Raw genomic sequence first — 19,561 nt, forward strand, 5'->3', positions numbered from 1 at the left:
CCTTGATGATAAAAAGCGCCAGATGATCAGTATCATCTGGCGTTTAAGGCTTAACGACAGGTGTATTTAACCCCCATGGCTTGATCGATTTCACGCACCACAGACCAGTGTTCTTTGAAGGTAATAGGAATAAACTGTGCTTCACCCGACTGAGAGAATTCTTTTTCCATCGCTGTACCTTTCCAATCAAAACTGAAAAAGGCTTGGCGGATTTTTTGTTGTAAATCAGGGTGTAGGTTGTAAACCACGCCATAACCTGTGGTTGGGAAACTTTCCGATTTAAAGATCGTGTTATAGCTGTCTGGGTTAATCACGTTTCTTGCGACCATGCGCTTGGCAACAGAATTGGCAATGGCAGCGGCATCGTAGTCGCGGTTAACCACGCCTAAAATGGAGTTATCGTGAGCACCCGAGAAGGCGGGGGTATAATCTTTGCCTGCGGTTAATTGATAACTCGCCTCAAGTAGCGCTTGTGGCGCTTTAAATCCCGAGTTAGAGGTTTCTGCAGTAAATGCCAAGGTGCGACCACGCAGATCTTCAATCTTTTCAATTCCAGACGTTGGGTAGGTAATGATTTCCATTTCATAACCGTAGCTGCCGTCTTCTCTGGCCATCATCGCAAAAGGACGAAAACCCGCGCACGCGACGGCTAATGGATTTGAACCTGTGTTAAATCCAGCGATGTGTAAACGTCCTGAACGCATGGCTTCAATTTGTGCGGCGTTAGAATTTACGGGAAAAAATTGGACTCGTTTGCCAGTCACTTTAGCCATATGGTCTAAAAATGGTTTCCAGACATCCGCGTAAACCGCGGGATCTTCGACGGGGGTATAGGCAAAAATCAGTGTTGAAGGGTTCACCCAAGCTGACGCATTACTGGGGATATCGGCGACCAGATCACCATCGTTATCTTTATAGCGTGAATCGAGCGATAATTGTGCGTGAGCAAGTGGCGTTGCGATTAACGCCAGTGCGACGCATTGAGCTAACAATTTCATGATAAAACCTCAGGTTGTCGTCCTTAAACAAGTTGGTACACGGTAGAAGGGAAAGGTGACTTTTATGTGAATAAACCGTTAAGGCTTGATGACAATGATTATTTTTAGTGATGCGTAATGGGTAAAAGACTGGCGTTGTACTTACTTTTGATGGGGGATGCTGCGATGCTCACAAAGGTCGTCATTGGCTTTCCCCATCGAGTGATCAGCTATGATAGATTATAAGTTGCTTATCAAAGTAAGTTTAAAAACAGCGGTTTTATGTACCTGAGCTGCTTATCTCTGGGCTAAAAAGAGTAATCATTATGATGGATCGTTTATTTGGTAGTAGTCGATTTTTAGTGTTAGCGGTTATCGTGACCAGTTTTGTTGCTGCGGTGATCTTATATCTCGTTGTGCTGTCGATTATGTTCGGTATTGTCAGTAATTTGTGGGGCGGAATTCCATCTGGCGTTACTCAAGGCAAAATGTTGGCGGTGAGGTTGCTAAAAGTCTTAGATATCTCACTGATTGCGATTACCTTTCAAATCATTGCCGCCAGTTTATATCGTCTTTTTATTCGCCCATCAGCTTTGGAGGCGAGTCCCTTTCTTTCTGCTCTCGCGATTAGAAATTTTCATGATTTAAAAATCACTTTATTGCAAGTGGCGGTGGTGATCATGATCATTCTTTTCCTTGAGCATTTGGTGGAAGTGGGTGCCAGTATTGAAACACTATATTTAGGCGCAGGGATGAGTATGGTGATTGCTGCGGCGATTTGGGCGTGGAAATCGATGAAGTAACAGTAAATGGACAAATTTTACTCGTATCACTGGCAAAACGCGCGATGATGAATTAGTATAATCTAAATAAGTGTTTGCTAATTATTGTGGTGGGGGGATTGTAATGAAACCTAATGTTCATGAATTTTTTGACGCTAACACATTCACATATAGCTATGTTGTGGTCGACCCGAGTTCATCGAAATGTGCAATCATCGACTCTGTGCTGGATTACCAACCAGCATCAGGCAGAACATCTTATGAGTCCGCCGATAAAGTGGTCGCCTTTGTTGAACAACAAGGCTTATCAGTGGAGTGGATTTTAGAAACCCATGTCCATGCCGATCACTTAAGTGCCGCGCCTTACCTCAAGCAACGACTGGGCGGTAAACTGGCGATAGGTCAACAGATTACCGTGGTTCAAGATACCTTTGGAAAGTTGTTTAACGCAGAACAGGATTTTGCCGCAGATGGCAGCCAGTTTGATCATTTATTTACCGAGCAGGAGTCATTCACGGTAGGTAACCTTCAGGCTAAAGCGATTCATACTCCGGGACACACACCAGCGTGTATGACTTACCTGATTGGTGACAGTGCTTTTGTTGGTGATACGCTGTTTATGCCTGATTACGGTACCGCACGTTGTGATTTTCCGGGCGGGGATGCTAAAACGCTCTATCACTCCATTCAAAAACTGTTCACCTTACCCGATGAAACGCGCGTATTTATGTGCCATGACTACAAAGCGCCGGGGCGAGAAGAATTTCTTTTCCAAACCACGATTGGTGAAGAGCGTGTGCATAATATTCATGTTGGTCATGGCGTGGAAGAATCTGCGTTTGTCGCCATGCGTCAAGCTCGGGATGCGACTTTATCGATGCCGACTTTGATCTTGCCCTCGGTTCAGGTCAATATGCGTGCTGGCGTATTACCTCCGGCTGAAGACAATGGTGTTCAGTATCTAAAAATTCCGCTTAATAAAGTTTAACTAACAAGGATAGTTTGATGTTGACATTGATTACATTAACCCCACAACTTACCGTTGCACCGCAAATTGAGCCAAGTGATATCGAACAGATCGCTGGTTTAGGTTTTAAATCGGTGATCAATAATCGGCCCGATGGCGAGGAAAGTGGTCAACCATTGAATCAAGCGATTGAACAACATGCCGATCAGCTTGGTTTAGCTTATGTTTATTTACCTGTGGTGGGGGGCCAAATTAGCGAAGCTCAGATCCATCAATTTGGTGAATTGTTACAGACGCTCCCTCAACCTATCTTAGCTTTTTGTCGCACGGGAACGCGTTCTAGTATGTTGTGGTCACTGGCAAGTCAAGATAGCGCGATGTTCAGTGAGCGTTTGCAGGTTGCTACCAAGCAAGGCTTTAAGCTTGATGGTCTCGGCGAGCGATTTGCTCAGCGTTAAGCACAAGCGCGGAGAGTTGAAATTAAAGTAAATAGGAATCAGCCAATGAAGCTAGCTTGGCGTCAATATCTGCCCATCGTGACTTGGTTGCCGAAATACACTCGTCAGGCTGCCAGCAAAGACGGAGTGGCGGCGATCATTGTCACCTTGATGCTGGTGCCACAAAGTTTAGCTTATGCGATTGTGGCTGGTTTACCTCCAGTTTATGGCCTATATGCCAGTATTTTACCGCTGGTGGCTTACACCCTGTTGGGGACCAGCAAAACGTTGGCTGTTGGCCCCGTTGCGGTGATTTCCTTAATGACGGCAGAAGCGATTGCGCCCTTGTATGACGTTGGGACACACGCTTATATAACTGCCGCGGCGACGCTGGCGTTTTTATCTGGGCTGATGCTCTTAATCATGGCGGTGTTTCGTTTAGGCTTTTTAACGACGTTTTTAAGTCATTCGGTACTATCCGGTTTTATGACCGCCTCTGGCGTTGTGATTATTTGGGGACAATTACCTAAGTTACTGGGCTTATCAGTAGCCGATGGCTCGCTCAATGAAGTGTTGGCTGCTGTGCACTATCCGACCTTATGGCTGGGGCTGGGGAGTTTAGTACTATTGGTGCTTGGCCGACGTTATTTCTCCTCTTTATTACAAAACCTTGGCTGCTCTGCATCGTGGGCGGGCCATATCACCAAATTACTGCCGGTGATGGTCATGGTCGCGAGCATCTTGATCATTGATTACTTTCCACAGCACACTCAAGGGGTGAGTGTAGTTGGCGCTATCCCTACGGGGTTACCAAGTTTGGTTATGCCCGTGTTTGAAATCAACTTAATGGTTCAACTGTTGCCTGCAGCGCTGCTGATCAGCGTGGTCGGGTTTGTTGAGTCAGCGTCGGTTGGCCAAACGTTAGCGGCGAAAAGACGTCAACGAATTGAACCAAACCAAGAGCTCATCGCTTTGGGTGGGGCGAATATTGCCTCTGCGATACAGGGCGGGTTTCCGGTTACGGGGGGACTTTCTCGTTCAGTGGTTAACTATGATGCGGGAGCGGAAACACCATTGGCGGGCATGTTGACCGCGATAGGGATCGGCATCACTGTACTCTATTTCACGCCACTGTTTAGCTATCTCCCTCACGCGGTTTTGGCGGCGATTATTATTGTTGCAGTATCGGCTTTGATTGATATTAAAGCCATTTTTACCACCTGGCACGCCGCAAAAAGCGATGGCGTGGTCATGTTAAGTACTATTGTTGGAGTGCTCTTTATCAATATTGAGTGGGGGATCATCATTGGCGTGCTGCTCTCATTAGTGATTTTTTTATGGCGAACCAGTCAGCCGCACATCGCGGTGGTGGGATTAATCGAAGGTAGTGAACATTTTCGTAATGTGCAGCGTTTTCAAGTTAAGCAAAGCAAAACGGTATTAACTTTACGCATCGATGAAAGCCTATATTTTGCAAACGCCCGTTATTTAGAAGATAAAATTCCAGAGTATTTAGCCAGCTACCCTGAAACCCAGCATTTGGTATTGATGCTTTCTGGGGTCAATCGTATTGATAGTAGTGCCTTGGAGAGCTTACATTTAATCGCAGAGCGTGTTGCTCAATCTGGTATTACCATGCATTTGTCTGAGGTCAAAGGCCCCGTGATGGATGAAATACAACGCTCAACGTTTTTAGAGCATTTCACCGGGCAAATCTTTATCAGCCAATTTCAAGCTTTTAGCCACTTAACTCAAGCAGAGCATCCGGATGAGGATTGGCGAATCTAACGCTACGCCATGGGAAGACTTCTGTGATTAATCTCTCATATCTATCATTTGTGTGATAAACCTGTATAATTCGCCGCCTATCTATACCCTGATGATGTTCACCGATGGCCAGCTCGGCATCGAGCCATGATTAGGGTATCAATACCTATTAATTGGTGTGTGACCGTTATCGGTTGTCACCCAACGTCTCGTTCATATTCATACCTAGGAAGACTTCTTTGATCTCTACTGCCAACATCACCATGCAATTTGGTGCAGAACCCTTATTTGAAAACATTTCTGCTAAATTCGGCAACGGTAACCGCTATGGATTAATCGGTGCGAATGGATGTGGTAAGTCGACATTCATGAAGATCCTCAGTGGTGCGCTTACACCAAGCTCTGGTAATGTTTCGATGACTCCTGGCCTAAAGCTCGGCGTTCTAAGTCAAGATCAATTCGCCTTTGAGCAATTTAGCGTGATTGATACTGTGATCATGGGCGATCGTAAGCTGTGGGAAATTAAACAAGAACGTGAACGAATTTACTCATTACCTGAAATGAGTGAAGCCGATGGCATGGCAGTCGCTGAGCTAGAAAGCGAATTTGCCGAGATGGATGGTTATACTGCGGAAAGTCGAGCGGGAGATATTCTACTGCAAGCAGGTATTGAAGAATCGCTGCATTTTGGTTTGATGCAACAAGTCGCCCCTGGGTGGAAACTGCGTGTTTTATTAGCGCAAGCTCTGTTTGCTAACCCCGATATTTTATTGCTTGATGAGCCGACCAACAACTTGGACATTCACACCATTAACTGGTTAGCAGAAGAGTTGAAGCAGCGTAAATGTACCATGATCATCATCTCTCACGATCGCCACTTCTTAAATGCCGTCTGTACCCACATGGCTGATATTGATTATGGTGAACTGCGGATTTATCCGGGTAATTATGATTATTTCTTAGAAGCATCAAGCTTGATTCGTGAGCAACTGCTAGCGGGGAATGCCAAAAAAACGGCTGAGCTGAATGAGTTACAAGATTTCGTCAACCGCTTTGGTGCCAATGCTTCTAAAGCTAAGCAAGCCAGTTCACGTGCCAAGAAAATGGATAAAATCAAACTTGATGAAGTGAAATCAAGTAGCCGAGTGAGTCCACATATTACCTTTGGTGAAGGGAAAAAACTACATCGCCAAGCGCTTGAGCTACAAGAGTTAGCGCATGCTTTTGATGAGGGGCCATTATTTGAAAAAGGCAACTTGTTGCTAGAAGCGGGAACTCGTTTGGCGGTGATCGGTGAAAATGGTGTCGGTAAAAGTACTTTATTGCGCTGTTTAGTCGGTGAATTGGCTCAAACGCAAGGGGTAGTGAAATGGTCAGAAAATGCCTCAATCGGTTATTGTCCTCAAGACAATACCGCCGATTTTGATAACGACTTAACTGTCTTTGAGTGGATTTCACAATGGCGCACCGCAAAGCATGATGATCTGATTGTACGTGGTATTTTGGGGCGTCTGCTGTTTAGTGCCGATGATGCCAACAAAAAAGCCAAAAGCTGCTCCGGTGGAGAAAAAAACCGCTTAATGTTTGGTAAATTGATGATGTTAGACGTCAACGTTTTAGTCATGGATGAACCCACTAACCACATGGATATGGAAGCGATTGAAGCGCTAAACACCGCATTAAAAGGTTATAAAGGCACTTTGATTTTTGTTAGCCATGACCGAGAGTTTGTATCTTCGCTGGCGACATCGATTATTGAGATCAAAGATAAACGGCTACAGGTGTTTCAAGGCACTTATGACGAGTATCTTGCTCACCAAGAGAAAATCCTCAGCGCCGCTTAGGTTTGTTATACCGATCGCCACGATGGTTAGATAATCGTGGCGGTTCATCTTTATGGTCTTATTAAAGATCGATTGATTGCCACTCAGGCAGTTTTTTAATCGCGATGGTTAATGCATTAAAGCAATCCACATCAATCGCGGTGTGTAGGTTGTCTTGCATTATTGCTAGTGCCTGAGGGATAGGAATCGCGCCGCGATATGGCCTTTCAGCGGTAATCGCATCGAAGATGTCAGCGGTAGTGATGATCCGAGTCATTAGTGAAATCTCTTCGCCTGCTAATTGTCGCGGATAACCGGTCCCATCGAGTTTCTCGTGATGAGCGGCTGAAATGGTTGCCAAAGAGCGGAAAGCTGAGATGTTGATTAATATTTGTTCAGTAAGTGAGGCGTGAGCTTTAACGGCTTCCCATTCTTGATCGTTGAGCTTATCGGGTTTATCCAAAATGGTATTACTGACCCCAAGTTTACCCAAGTCATGCAGCAAAGCCGCGCGTTTTAGCCAACGACGTTCGAGCGGGTCAATACCTAGCTGTTCGGCGATCAAATCAGCATATATCGCTACGCGTTGGCTGTGATCGGCGGTATAGGGACTTTTCGCGTCGACAATTTTGCCAAAGGTACTAACAATATCATCGAAATAATCATCATCGAGATAAATATTCGCTTGAGCCGGAGCCATTGCCATTATACGTTGGCGTATATCTTGCGCTTTGAGCCCATCAACAAACGATTCAGTTTTAGCAATAGAGACCAGAGTATCCACTAACGCTGGGTCAAACCATTGACCACTGCGTGATTGCACTTCTTGTAAAGCGGTTGAGAGATTGTGTTGGTATTGAAATACGTCCACCACTTGAGAGAGTAGGGCGATACGAGAGTAAAGTGGAATTTGTTCTTGCTGCAATTGTTCGGGTCTGCCCTTGCCATCCCAATGTTCATCTAAACTGTGTATACCTAGCGCAACCGGTTCAGAGAAGCGCAGCTCACGAGCAATGTCAGCGCCTCGCGTGCAGCGAGTTTGAATTAATTCTTGTGCGTAATCACCACCATTTTTCAATATATCCAGCGTTGTGCTGATCCTTTCTATCCAACTTTGCCCAGCACCTGCATGTTTGATGACAAAGTTTATCGCGCTGGATAAGCTGGTGCCGATGGTTTTGTAATTACGTTTAAATGTACGATCATCGGTCATGTATAACTCACAAATTCGCGCCGCGTTACTACTACAGCCCGCATCTTTGAGTAATAAGGTAAAAAACAGATCGTGGAGTTGTGTCTCATCTAGGCCAATCGCTTGGCCAATGTGCATGCCAATCCAGCAGCAACGAATACAATGCTCTGGCGGTTGCCCTTCCGTCATATCGAGTGCGGCAGTTAAGGCTAACATCAGTTCAGAGAGCGGCATGAGGGGCTTAGAATAAGGTTGCGGTATGTGGTTTTCTAATATCGAATTTTCATGCATTAAGGACGGCTCTCAATAGCTTGTTACGGATATCCTTAGCTTAGTCGATTGTCGAGCGGATAGGCGAGAAATCAGCGAGTATCGATAAATCGCACCGCATTAATTTATGCCGTGCGATGTTGATGATTACCCTAAGACTAAGCGTATTGCGCTTCGACTTGATTGGCTTTTTGATAAGCGGGGTGTGTGGCCAACTGACGCAAATAACGCGCAATATTTGGATAGTGTTCGATGACACCATCTTTGACCAAAATCTCAGCAATAAATGACATCATGATATCAGCCCCTGTGAGTTGCTCGGCGACCAAATAGGTTTTATCGACTAAAGATTGGTCAAAATAGCGCATTACTTGCGCTGCTTCGTGATCAGCATAGCCTTTTAAAAAGTTGGTTTGACAACCATCTTTTGCGACAAACATCTGTAATAATAACGGTAAAATTGCAGAGCTTTCAGCAAAATGTAGCCATTGTTGATAGTGAACGTAATCAACACTGCCACGTTGCGGAGCAAATTGTCGGCCGTATTTTTCAATTAAATAATCGGTGATCGCCCCCGATTCGGTAACGATCAGTCCATCATCTTCAAGGACAGGTGATTTACCGAGAGGGTGTACGGTTTTTAGTTCGGGCGGTGCGAGAAACGTCGCTTTATCCCGTTGATAAGCGACAATTTGATAGTCGAGTCCCAATTCTTCCAGTAACCAGATAATCCGCTTTGAGCGTGATTGATTAAGATGATGCAGGATGATCATGATTTTTTCCTTTTAGATTGAAAGTGGTTGATTGACTTCAATCACCACTTTGCCAAAGTTTTTACCTTCCAGTAAACCGATAAAGGTTTGTGGTGCATTGTCTAAACCGGAGATGATTTGCTCGCGGTAGTGGATTTTTCCTTGGCTAAGCCATTGACTCATTTCGCGGGCAAATTCGCTATAACGATCGCCGTAATCATCAAAGATGATAAAGCCTTGCATACGAATGCGCTTAGTGAGTAGAGTGCCCATCAGTAGTGGTAAGCGGTCGGGGCCAGTAGGTAGCGCGGTCGCGTTATATTGGGAAACTAAACCACAAACAGGAACGCGAGCTGAAGTATTCAGCAGCGGTAATACCGCATCAAAGACTTTGCCGCCAACATTCTCATAGTAAACATCGATGCCTTGTGGGCAGGCTTGGGCGAGTTGATGAGCAAAATCATCCGCTTTGTGATCAAGACACTCATCAAATCCCACTACTTGTTTGGCATAACGGCATTTTTCTTCTCCGCCTGCAATACCGACTACGCGACAACCTTTGATTTTGCCAATCTGGCCGACGGTTGCGCCAACAGGGCCAGTTGCTGCGGCGACAACCAAGGTTTCCCCTGCTTTAGGCTGACCAATATCCAGTAGTCCCATGTAAGCGGTAAAACCGGGCATCCCCATCACGCCTAATGCATAGGAAGGGGTTATCGGATCTCGCCCCAGTTTCAATATGCCTTCACCATTGGAGATGGCGTAATCTTGCCAACCAGTATAAGCAAGCACCCACTCACCAACAGTAAAGTCTGGGTGATGCGAGGTTTCAACTTGGCATACAGTGCCACCGACCATCACATCATCAATCGCAACAGGTTCAGCATAGGATTTAGCATCGCTCATGCGTCCACGCATATAAGGGTCGAGAGAAAGGTAAATGGTGCGCAGTAATACTTCACCTTGCGCAGGAGTTGGTTTGGCCACGTGTTGTAAACGAAAGTTACTGTCAGTCGGGGCACCATGTGGCCGAGAAGCCAGTACGATTTGGCGGTTGATCGTTTGAGTCATACATCAAATTCCAGATATTAAATTAGACCAGTCGTCTAATTTTCGTGGGTAAAAAACCGCTATCGAAATAGCGGTATTCTATATAGACAAGCCACTGGTTTAACTTACAGGTTTGCCTTGTAATATTTGCTCGGTGGTAATAAGTGCTTGATCAAGTCCTTGATTATCTTGACGAAGTTTACTCAGTAGGCTCGCGCCAATCCACAAATTATACAACAGCTCAGCGGTTAGCTGGCTGTGCTGAACGTAAATTGAACCTTCATTGACCCCTTGCTCAATACATTGAGCAATCGCATGGATAATGGCATTCGCCCCATTCAATAGTGCGATGCGCATCGCATCAGAAAGATCAGCGACTTCAGCACTTAACTTCACCACTAAACAACGCTGCGCATGGCACTGACCTTCACTTTGCTCATGCCAGTATTGCCAATAGCGCATTAATCGCTGGTAAGCGGTGCCGTGTTGGTCGGCAAATAGGTCATGAATTCGCTGTGAGTAATCAGCAAAGTAATCATTGATTAATGCCTCGCCAAATTGCTCTTTCGATTTAAAGTAATGATAAAACGAGCCTTTTGGTACGTCAGCGGTTTTTAACAATTCAGATAGGCCAACATTGGTAAAGCCTTTACTCACCACCAGTTGGTAGCCGACATCTAAAATATGTTGACGAGTATCATTGGTTTTCATGTTCATGACGACACTATAAAAATAACTAGACCAGTCGTCTAGTTATTTTTTCATCATTTTAGCTAAATCGGCAAACGGGTTGTAAGTCGCGCTTTGGTGCTCATCAAGCTTAGCGGTTGACTCAACGCCGTAACGTTCATGTTCGAGATACTTTGAATGCTCATGATCGTGACAATATAAGCATAGCAGCTCCCAATTGCTGCCATCTTCCGGATTATTGGTGTGATCATGATCTTTATGGTGCACGGTTAACTCGCGCAAGTTGGAGTAAACAAATTCCCGAGCGCATTTACCACATACCCATGGGTAAAGTTTGAGCGCTTTTTCTCGGTAACCACTTTCTTTACGTGCGTAATTGGCACTCGAACCGTAAAAATCCGACGACATATTGCTTTCCTATCTTTAAATTTTCTTTGACGATATTAAAGACTAAAAGCCGCCGCAGAGCAAAGCTTGTATGAGGTTTTTGTCGGAGAGAAAGCGCTCAGGGCTAGGTTTTGCCTAATAGAGGGTGACTAACAGTTAAACTGTGATTGTCACCGCCACCAAAGCATGATCGGTACTAAAACTATCATCAGCAAAACTTGGGTTAACCAAATGCTGATCCAAAACCGTATAGCCGCTGACATTGCCTTTAGGGGCTGTTGATAAGGGAGAAAAGTCGGCGGAAAGTAGAATGTAGTCGAGCACCGATCCCGTGGCCCCTGCATAATAAGTCGCTTGGCGCATTTGCCCGGTTGCTTCGCTATAGATATCCCAACTGTCGTAAAACACATAATCACTCAGAGGATCTTGCGTTTCTGGTTTACGATACAAAGCTTGAGACATCAAACCTTGAAACTCTTCATGATGCAAAGGCTTATTAAAATCCCCCATTAGTACAAACGGGCGCTGAGTTTTTTGGCGAGTATGAATAATATATTGATGGGTTAAATTGACTTCAAAGCCACGCTGCACGGTAGATAACCAACGGCCAAGAGTTTCTTGTTGCCATTCTTCCACCAGATTGTTCGGAGCTTGGGCGGCTTCCGTAGCGCGCTGAGATTTAAAGTGCACGACATACACATCGATAGCCCCAAGTTTTGGGACTTCAATCGTCGCGTGCAGAGGAATACGATGAAAACTGAACGCTTGGTTTTGCTCAGGGAGAACAGCTTGTAATGGGCTTACTTGGGTTAAAGGGTAACGAGAAGCCAGCGCGACCACTGGATGGCGATAAATGTAGTCATCTTCAATCATTGGACTATCGACACACACCACGTGCGGGTAACCCAGAGCATTCATTTGTTGGCGTAGCGCTGCAAAACTGAACACTTCTTGAAAACCAATCACATCTGCGTTCAACTGCTGAATTTTAGTCGCAAACCAAGCATTTTTTTTCTGCCACTGTTCATTGGTGTATATATTATCAAATTGATAAAATGCGTTGGGCGGCTCTAAGTAGTTAAACAGGTTAATCGTGGCCAAGGTTATCGTCATAAGTATTCTCGTCAGTCGCGTTTAAATTGATCTTATACCTCCTTTTAAAGGACACACACCAAAAGTATGAAAAAAGTATGATTTTTAGTTTTTTGACGACTTAGTTGCACATTTATTCATCATTTGTTGCTAAGGTTCCTTCACGTTTAATGGAGGACACTACTTTGACCACCGCTCGACAACAACTGGTTTCTACGGATGTAACATCTTATTATCACTGCGTTTCTCGCTGCGTGAGGCGTAGCTTTTTATGCGGAAAAGATACGTTGACCAATCGTTGTTATGAACATCGCAGAGAATGGATAGAACAAAAAATCTATTCGTTAACGAACGTCTATTGCATTGATATTTGTGCATACGCCATTATGAGTAATCATTATCATCTGGTTGTAAATATTAACCAAAATAGAGCATTAAAACTCACATTTCATGAAGTCGTTGAACGTTGGAGCCAAGTGCACAAGCTACCGTTTTTGATTCAACGTTGGCAAAGTAAACAACTCACTAGCCTAGCTGAACAAACGCGCTGCATTGAACTAATTGAAGTTTGGCGGGCAAGGTTATCGAGCTTGAGCTGGTTTATGAAAGAGCTTAATTACGACATTGCTTGTAAAGCGAACAGGGAAGACAATTGCACTGGACACTTTTGGGAGAGCCGTTTCAAAAGCCAAGCACTACTTGATGAAAAAGCATTGGTAGCGGCAATGGCTTATGTTGATTTAAATCCGATTCGAGCGGGGATCGCTGATACCCTAGAAACTGGTGAATTTACTTCGATAAAAGCCAGAATAGATGCACTAAATAAAAATTTAGCGACAGCGCCTTGTTTGCATCCCTTTATTGGTAACCCAACTAATGAGCCGCGAGAGGGGATCCCTTTTCGTCTGATGGATTATTTAGAGTTGGTTGACTGGACCGCTCGCCAATATCGAGACGGCAAAGCGTCGATGAGCGATAAAATGCCAAATATCCTGTCACGGTTAAGTTTTAATTCAAGGGATTGGCTAAAAATCTGCACTAGTCTAGAGAAGTCGCGCGCGACAGCTATCGGTACTCGGCCTCAGGCGGTAATAGCGAAAGTGCTTCTGAAAAAACAAAGAGTACAGCTTTATCTCTTGGAATAAGCAACCTAACAACTGCTAAAGTCTAGTAAAAACGAGCCAGTAATTGTGCTGGTGGTAGCCCCTTCTTTTGAAATCACCCAACTATTTGATGTTTTACTTTTATATCTAAGTAAGGCCGTTTCTGAATCGCACATCAAGGTTAGTTTTTAAATGGAGCACAGCATTATCGAATGTATTTATAAGTGTATGTCCTTTTAAGCGTGTCTTTTAAGCGTGTCCTTTTAAGCGGCCAGGCAGCATTATGGCCAAGAGAAAAATGTAGATGTGTGTCCTTGATAAAGGTGCTCGATAAAGATGTAGTGCAACAGGAATGGAAATACGTGTATAAAACACGTTATTGCTCAATTTAATCAAATACATATGTATCACCTACTTGTATTAGGTGACATTTGATCGTCTTAAAACGAGCAAAGCCCCTGATTACTCAGGGGCTTAGAATGTGGCGGAGAGATAGGGATTTGAACCCTAGGATAGCTATTAACCATCGCCGGTTTTCAAGACCGGTGCTTTCAACCACTCAGCCATCTCTCCGTGTGGCGCGAATAATATAAGGCTTCTTAGTGCTTGTAAAGTCCCTTTGATTTCAAGTGAATAAAATACGAGCAAAAAAGGCATTTTTATTTCCTTAACTGGCTTAAACCAACCAGTTAAGTGATATTCATGCTAGCTGGTTTGAGTTTTATCGCTGTTATTCAGTAACTTTTCCTCCGACTTCGGCATAGAGTGGCCAGTCGCCACTTTTAACTAAGTTGCGAGTAAACTCGGCGCTGTGTGCTAAGTCATAATTGTGTTCAATACAGGGTGAGTATGCGATCACTAAAGATGGACCTTGGTGTTCACCCGCGGCTTTTAAGGTCTTAATGGTGTGATTCATATTAGCCGCGAGTGCAATTCTGGCCACATAAACACCGGGGACGTGGCGGTAAAGCTCAATCAAATCTTTCGCTGGATTTGGATTAGGCTCGCTGCATAATTTCGCCGTTTGGCCTTGCGGGGTTGATTTAGACTTTTGTCCCCCAGTATTGGCGTAGCATTGAGTATCAAGCACTAATATGTTGATGTTTTCGCCACTTCTTAGTACATGATCGAGTCCACCGAATCCAATATCGTAGGCCCAGCCATCACCACCGATTAGCCATACTTGTTTTTCGACTAAGTAATCCAAAAGAAGATGCAGCTCAGCATGTTGAGGTTGTGCTTCAATCTGATTTTGCAAAGCTTGAATTTGCTGGCGACGTTCAGGAATATTCAACGCTTGAATGTTATCCGAACCTCCTTGTTGGGCTAATACATGCTCTGCTCGTGATTGAAGGGCTTTGACAGCCAGTTTCATACCCAGACCAAACTCGGCATTATCTTCAAATAAGCTATTGGCCCATGCCGGCCCTCGTCGATCCGCATTTTGACTATAAGGTGTTGTCGGTAAGTTACCACCAAAGATAGAAGAGCATCCGGTTGCGTTAGCAATGTATAGTCTATCCCCAAACAGTTGAGTTAGGGTTCGAATATAAGCGGTTTCGCCACATCCAGCGCAGGCATTAGGGTATTCAAAGTAAGGCTCAACATGTTGAAGCGTTTTGACATCAATACGTTCTTGTTGATAAATATTTTGTGTTGGTAAGGCTTCAAAGCGTTCAAATTGACCTACCTCCTGATCGTAACAATCGGGTTTGGCGACCATCATCAAGGATTTACGTTCAGGATTTTTCTTATCTTTACCCGGACAAACGTTCGCGCACAGCTGACAGCCAGTACAATCGTTGGGTGATACTTGCAAAGTATAGATAGCATCTGGTTGATGACGAGAGCGGTAAGGCATGGTTTTTAATGGTGATAAATCTTCGCCTTCTGTTGGTTCGACAATTCTCGCTCGAATGGCTGAGTGCGGACAAATCGCGACGCAGTAACCGCATTGAGTGCATAAATCTTCCGACCAGACAGGTAGCTGCTCGGAAATGTCTCTTTTTTCGAGATGCGATGTGTTGGTTAGCCAGCAGCCATCTGCGGGAAAGGCAGACACTGGCAAGCTATTTCCTTGTCTAGCGAGCAGTTGTTCAACTAACGATAAGGGCTCTGCAGAAGCACATGGCTTAGGGGCGATAAAGCTAGAGGCGACATGAGCAGCAAAAGGATTGTAATTAATATTCTCTGGTGTGGCTTCGATACACGCAATACTTCGTGTAATCAGCTCGGCCGATTTTCCTTGCAACTGTTGTTCACATAGGTTGCGCAGTTGGGTAAGCAGGGCTTGGTTATCTTGTTGATTGGTTAACAGTAGGGTGGTGGCGACCTGCATGACCACACTGGTTTTATTGTTAAGCTGATGTTTTGCCACCAGTTGATCGGCATCAAGGGTGATCACGCGAATTTGTTTCGCTTGAATTACGGCTTGTAGTGACGTCGGAAGTTTATACCACAGCTCACTGCCTGTTTTATTGGTATTGATCAGTAAAATGGCACGATGAGCGAGGTGAATACTGATGTCTATATCCCGTAATAATCCTTCTTGGCTCAGTGAAATGAGCTGCGCTTGACGGATTGGATAAGGCGTTCGAATCGGCTGTGATGAAAAACGTAAGTGAGTGGTGGTAATATTCCGTGATTTTTTTGAATCGTACTCAAATTGCGCATTGACGTTCGATTGATAATGTTGACCTAAAACCTTAAGCACATTTTTCCCAGCGGAAACGCTGCCATCTCCCCCATAACCATACATCAGCACTTGTTGTAAATGGTCGTCATTATGAGTGAGTTGGGCGATAGGTAAGTTGAGATGTGTCTTGTCATCGGAAATACCGATCACAAATTCTCTTTTTTGTTGCGCTTGAGGAGCCGAAAGCATATTAAAAATTTGCTCAGCATCTTCAGGATAAAAGGGCTTTCCGGCTAACCCGTATCGACCACGATATAAAGTAATCGAGCGAGGCAGGGTTTGTAATGCATGTAATACATCAAGATATAACGGTTCTCCGCTCGATCCTGGCTCTTTGGTTCTGTCTAGCACTGCGATTTGTTGCACGGTATTTGGCAGGGCTTCTAATAGCGCTTCACTGGGGAAGGGGCGATAAAGATGTATGCTGATCACGCCAATTTTCTGGCCGAGATTGACCTGTTGATCAACATAGCTTTTCAGGGTTTCGGTGACTGAACCAAGTGCCACAATAACCTGAGTCGCTTGTGGGTGACCAGTATAGCTGACTAAATGATATTGTCGTCCAGTATGCGCGGCAAAGTCATCCATGATGCTTTGTACGATAGATGGCGTTTGTTGATGATAGCTATTTTGCGCTTCTCGGCATTGGAAATAGCTATCACTGTCTGCGGTTGCACCACGTAGGCTTGGCCTATCAGGGGTTAAGGCTCGCTGACGAAACGCAAGTAGATCATCACCGGAAAGTAATTGCTTAATGGTTTGCTCATCGAGAGGAATAAGATTGGTCAGAGCATGTGAAGTGATAAATCCATCAAAAAAATGAATAAACGGTAACCGACAACGCAAAGAAGAAAGCGTCGCAATCAACGCCATATCTTGCGCTTGCTGGCCATCCGTTGCACATAACATGGCAACACCGGTCTGTCTCACGCTCATCACATCTGAATGATCACAAAAAATTGATAAAGCATGAGTGGCTAAAGCACGCGCCGCAACATGAATCACACATGGCGTGAGTTCACCAACCAGTTTATATAAGGTTGGTATCATCAATAATAAACCTTGTGATGAGGTAAAGGTTGTTGCTAACGCCCCACTCATTGCGCTGCCATGTACAACAGCAATGGTTCCTGCTTCCGATTGCATTTCAATCAGCTGAGGCACTTCCCCTAAAAGATTAGGCCGTTTTTGTGCTGCCCATGACTCACATTTTTCTGCCATAGTTGTGCTTGGGGTGATCGGGTAAACGGCGATCACTTCACTCAATTGGTAAGCAACTTGAGCTACCGCGGTATTAGCATCAGTAATCCAATTCATCACTCTGGAACCTCTGGTTAATCACAATGGTTGTGACTTAAGGCTAAACAAGTATGATTCCCTCACATAACGTGACGAAAACACGAGAAATAAAATGGTTAAGATGCAGAACATGCTGAAAAAGTACGATGGATATAAAATCATCATACTAATATTGCTGTACGGTTTGATAACCGTCATCGGGGTGATTTACCGTCAAGCTATGATAGAGACCGATATGGCGATGTTGTTCTTATTACTCAACATCTTAAGCGCATCGGTACTTCGGCCTAGCTATGCTTATATAATGACTTTAGCTGGGGTCATTATCTTTCATTACTTTCTGTTACCGGATTATCATTCGTTCCGATTTCAGAATGCACAGCACATCATTACTTATGCGGTGATGGTCTTTAGTGGGATATTCGCGATCAATATAACACAGTCACAACGGAAGGAAATACAGAAAAATAAACGCTTGCAATATAAGCATAAAAAATATTATCAGTTAGCTTGCCATCTTTCAGCGCTGCGCACTAGTGAGCAAATCGCGCAAGCAACGGTACAGTTTTTGAATAAAGAGTCAGCATTACGTGGCGCTGTGTTTTTATCTTCCCCAGACTGGCGACTGGTCGCCCAGCATGACAAATGGACTTTGCCAGATATCGACAGTTGGCAGCCTAATCAGCCGTTATCAGCGGCATCGGTATATTGGCTAAAAGATCGTGAGAGAGAGTTGGGAGCACTAGTGATACAAACCGATCAGCCGCCACAACGTGTTGAGCCTTGGGTTTTGTCTTTATTGAGTTTGTCGTTAGCGCGATCTCAGGCCAATCAAGCGTTAGCTCAAGTGGAGGCCACCAATCAATTAGAATCGATGCGCAGTACCTTATTAGCGTCAGTTTCTCATGATCTTAAAACACCCTTAGGGACGATTATTGGCGCGGCAACGACCTTAGCAGATAACGGTGTTGTTTTATCTTCGGTGATTCGAGATGAGCTATTACAGTCCATTGCCGAGCAAGGGCGGAGGTTGAATCGTAGTTTAACTAAATTGCTCGACATTACCCGTTATACCACAGGTGCTTTGGTCCCTAAGCTTGATTGGGTTGAGCCAGAAGAGCTGATTGGCAGCGTATTAGCGAGTCTGAACTCGCGACTGACATTCCATCACATTCAGTTTACCAGTACGCCGATGTTGGTGGAATTGGACAGTTTGCTGATTGAGCAAGTTATTTTAAATTTACTTGAAAATGCCATTAAGTATACTCCGCGAGGCAGTCAAATTACGATCACGACCGATTATACTAACGGACGGTTTATTTTAACGGTAGCGGATAATGGGCCGGGCGTGCCGGAGCCAGAATTAATACGTATTTTTGAACGATTTTATCGACTCAATGATCAGCAAAAAGATGGTACTGGGTTGGGCTTGGCAATTTGTCAGGTGATTATTTTAGCTCACCGAGGTGAGATCAGCGCGCATAACCTTGCGGGCGGAGGCATCTGTTTTAATGTGAGTATTCCTTGTCGATTGTATGATTTAAAGGAACTGTATGAACAGTGAAATAAAAGTCTTAATTATTGAAGATGAAGCACCTATTCAGCGTTTTTTAAATGTCCTGATCACGGGTTATCAATATCAGGTCAAAACCGCCTCATCGGCAGAGCAGGGGGTTGCGTTGATCGCCAATTGGAATCCCCATCTTATTTTATTAGATTTAGGATTACCGGATAAAGATGGGATTGAGCTGACCAAAGAGCTGCGTAGCTGGACACAGACCCCTATCATTATCATCTCAGCTCGAGAGCGAGAGACGGACAAAGTACTCGCCCTTGATGCTGGTGCTAACGATTACTTGACTAAGCCATTTGGGAGTGAGGAATTGCTGGCAAGAATTCGGGTTGCCTTGCGTCTATTTGAACAACCCGATCAGCAGGAGTTAGTGCAGTATCAATTTGGTCGAGTCGTGATTGATTTAGCTTTACAGCGTGTGACCAAAGATGGACAAGTGGTTAAGTTAACGAAAACCGAATACAACATTCTTAAATTACTGACCAAAAACATGGGTAAAGTTTTGACTCATAAACAAATTTTAAAAGAAGTATGGGGCAGTAACTATATTGAGCATCACCATTATGTACGTATTCACGTCGCTCAATTGCGTCATAAAATCGAAGATATTCCTGCTCAACCGAAACACATTATTACTGAAACAGGGGTGGGTTATCGTTTGGTGGATGAGGTTTGATAGTTAAGCACTGACTCGCATCAGATTGA

16 protein-coding genes and 1 tRNA gene are annotated in these 19,561 nt (G+C 44.5%); 8 read left to right on the top strand and 9 right to left on the bottom strand.

Annotation, left to right across the window (positions count from 1 at the left end):
* Nucleotides 1-50: 50 nt before the first annotated feature.
* Nucleotides 51-998 (bottom strand): phosphate/phosphite/phosphonate ABC transporter substrate-binding protein, encoded by a 948-nt coding sequence (gene phnD / locus FKN93_RS01760; protein WP_170904324.1) that lies wholly within the window; start codon nucleotides 996-998, stop codon nucleotides 51-53.
* 305 nt (nucleotides 999-1,303) lie between these two features.
* Between phnD and FKN93_RS01765 the strand changes: the two genes are divergently transcribed.
* From FKN93_RS01765 to FKN93_RS01785, 5 genes are all read left to right on the top strand, one after another.
* A complete protein-coding gene (locus FKN93_RS01765; protein ID WP_040904169.1) occupies nucleotides 1,304-1,780 on the top strand; it encodes a YqhA family protein in 477 nt (158 codons plus the stop codon).
* Between the two features lie 103 nt (nucleotides 1,781-1,883).
* Nucleotides 1,884-2,747 (top strand): MBL fold metallo-hydrolase, encoded by an 864-nt coding sequence (locus tag FKN93_RS01770; protein ID WP_170904325.1) that lies wholly within the window; start codon nucleotides 1,884-1,886, stop codon nucleotides 2,745-2,747.
* A gap of 17 nt (nucleotides 2,748-2,764) precedes the next feature.
* Nucleotides 2,765-3,184 carry a TIGR01244 family sulfur transferase gene (locus FKN93_RS01775; RefSeq protein WP_170904326.1) on the top strand — a complete coding sequence of 140 codons (420 nt, stop codon included), beginning with the start codon at nucleotides 2,765-2,767 and terminating at the stop codon, nucleotides 3,182-3,184.
* A gap of 45 nt (nucleotides 3,185-3,229) precedes the next feature.
* Nucleotides 3,230-4,951, top strand: coding sequence for a sulfate permease (gene sulP / locus FKN93_RS01780; protein WP_170904327.1), 1,722 nt, complete (start codon nucleotides 3,230-3,232; stop codon nucleotides 4,949-4,951).
* A gap of 218 nt (nucleotides 4,952-5,169) precedes the next feature.
* Entirely contained in the window at nucleotides 5,170-6,774 is a 1,605-nt protein-coding gene (locus FKN93_RS01785; RefSeq protein WP_170904328.1) for an ABC-F family ATPase, read from the top strand.
* Between the two features lie 61 nt (nucleotides 6,775-6,835).
* Here the strand turns inward: FKN93_RS01785 and FKN93_RS01790 are convergent, their stop codons facing one another.
* From FKN93_RS01790 to FKN93_RS01815, 6 genes are all read right to left on the bottom strand, one after another.
* Nucleotides 6,836-8,236, bottom strand: coding sequence for an HD-GYP domain-containing protein (locus FKN93_RS01790; RefSeq protein ID WP_272870226.1), 1,401 nt, complete (start codon nucleotides 8,234-8,236; stop codon nucleotides 6,836-6,838).
* Between the two features lie 137 nt (nucleotides 8,237-8,373).
* A complete protein-coding gene (locus tag FKN93_RS01795; protein WP_170904329.1) occupies nucleotides 8,374-8,988 on the bottom strand; it encodes a glutathione S-transferase in 615 nt (204 codons plus the stop codon).
* Nucleotides 8,989-9,000: 12 nt separating this feature from the next.
* Nucleotides 9,001-10,038: an NADP-dependent oxidoreductase gene (locus FKN93_RS01800; protein WP_170904330.1), complete on the bottom strand. Its 1,038-nt coding sequence runs from the start codon at nucleotides 10,036-10,038 to the stop codon at nucleotides 9,001-9,003.
* 99 nt (nucleotides 10,039-10,137) lie between these two features.
* Nucleotides 10,138-10,734: a TetR/AcrR family transcriptional regulator gene (locus tag FKN93_RS01805; RefSeq protein ID WP_154170538.1), complete on the bottom strand. Its 597-nt coding sequence runs from the start codon at nucleotides 10,732-10,734 to the stop codon at nucleotides 10,138-10,140.
* 36 nt (nucleotides 10,735-10,770) lie between these two features.
* Nucleotides 10,771-11,115 carry a YajD family HNH nuclease gene (locus FKN93_RS01810; protein WP_004394845.1) on the bottom strand — a complete coding sequence of 115 codons (345 nt, stop codon included), beginning with the start codon at nucleotides 11,113-11,115 and terminating at the stop codon, nucleotides 10,771-10,773.
* A gap of 135 nt (nucleotides 11,116-11,250) precedes the next feature.
* Nucleotides 11,251-12,207, bottom strand: a complete 957-nt coding sequence (locus FKN93_RS01815) for an endonuclease/exonuclease/phosphatase family protein (RefSeq protein ID WP_170904331.1) — start codon at nucleotides 12,205-12,207, stop codon at nucleotides 11,251-11,253.
* Between the two features lie 149 nt (nucleotides 12,208-12,356).
* On the opposite strand from FKN93_RS01815, the gene FKN93_RS01820 reads away from it, so the two are divergent.
* On the top strand, nucleotides 12,357-13,331 hold the full coding sequence (locus FKN93_RS01820; protein WP_004394847.1) for a transposase: 975 nt from the start codon (nucleotides 12,357-12,359) through the stop codon (nucleotides 13,329-13,331).
* Nucleotides 13,332-13,771: 440 nt separating this feature from the next.
* On the opposite strand, the gene FKN93_RS01825 is transcribed toward FKN93_RS01820, so the two are convergent.
* Both FKN93_RS01825 and nifJ read right to left on the bottom strand, forming a co-directional pair.
* Nucleotides 13,772-13,862: transfer RNA gene (locus tag FKN93_RS01825), tRNA-Ser, on the bottom strand.
* Nucleotides 13,863-14,019: 157 nt separating this feature from the next.
* Nucleotides 14,020-17,301: a pyruvate:ferredoxin (flavodoxin) oxidoreductase gene (gene nifJ, locus FKN93_RS01830; RefSeq protein WP_004394848.1), complete on the bottom strand. Its 3,282-nt coding sequence runs from the start codon at nucleotides 17,299-17,301 to the stop codon at nucleotides 14,020-14,022.
* A 112-nt stretch (nucleotides 17,302-17,413) separates the two neighbouring features.
* On the opposite strand from nifJ, the gene FKN93_RS01835 reads away from it, so the two are divergent.
* Nucleotides 17,414-18,847 (top strand): ATP-binding protein, encoded by a 1,434-nt coding sequence (locus FKN93_RS01835; RefSeq protein ID WP_170904356.1) that lies wholly within the window; start codon nucleotides 17,414-17,416, stop codon nucleotides 18,845-18,847.
* Nucleotides 18,837-19,532, top strand: coding sequence for a response regulator (locus FKN93_RS01840; protein WP_154170546.1), 696 nt, complete (start codon nucleotides 18,837-18,839; stop codon nucleotides 19,530-19,532). The genes FKN93_RS01835 and FKN93_RS01840 overlap by 11 nt, the downstream gene beginning before the upstream one ends.
* Nucleotides 19,533-19,561: the final 29 nt, after the last annotated feature.

The sequence above is a fragment of the Vibrio sp. A8-1 genome (genome assembly GCF_013048685.1).
In the GTDB taxonomy this organism is placed as follows: domain Bacteria; phylum Pseudomonadota; class Gammaproteobacteria; order Enterobacterales; family Vibrionaceae; genus Vibrio; species Vibrio metschnikovii.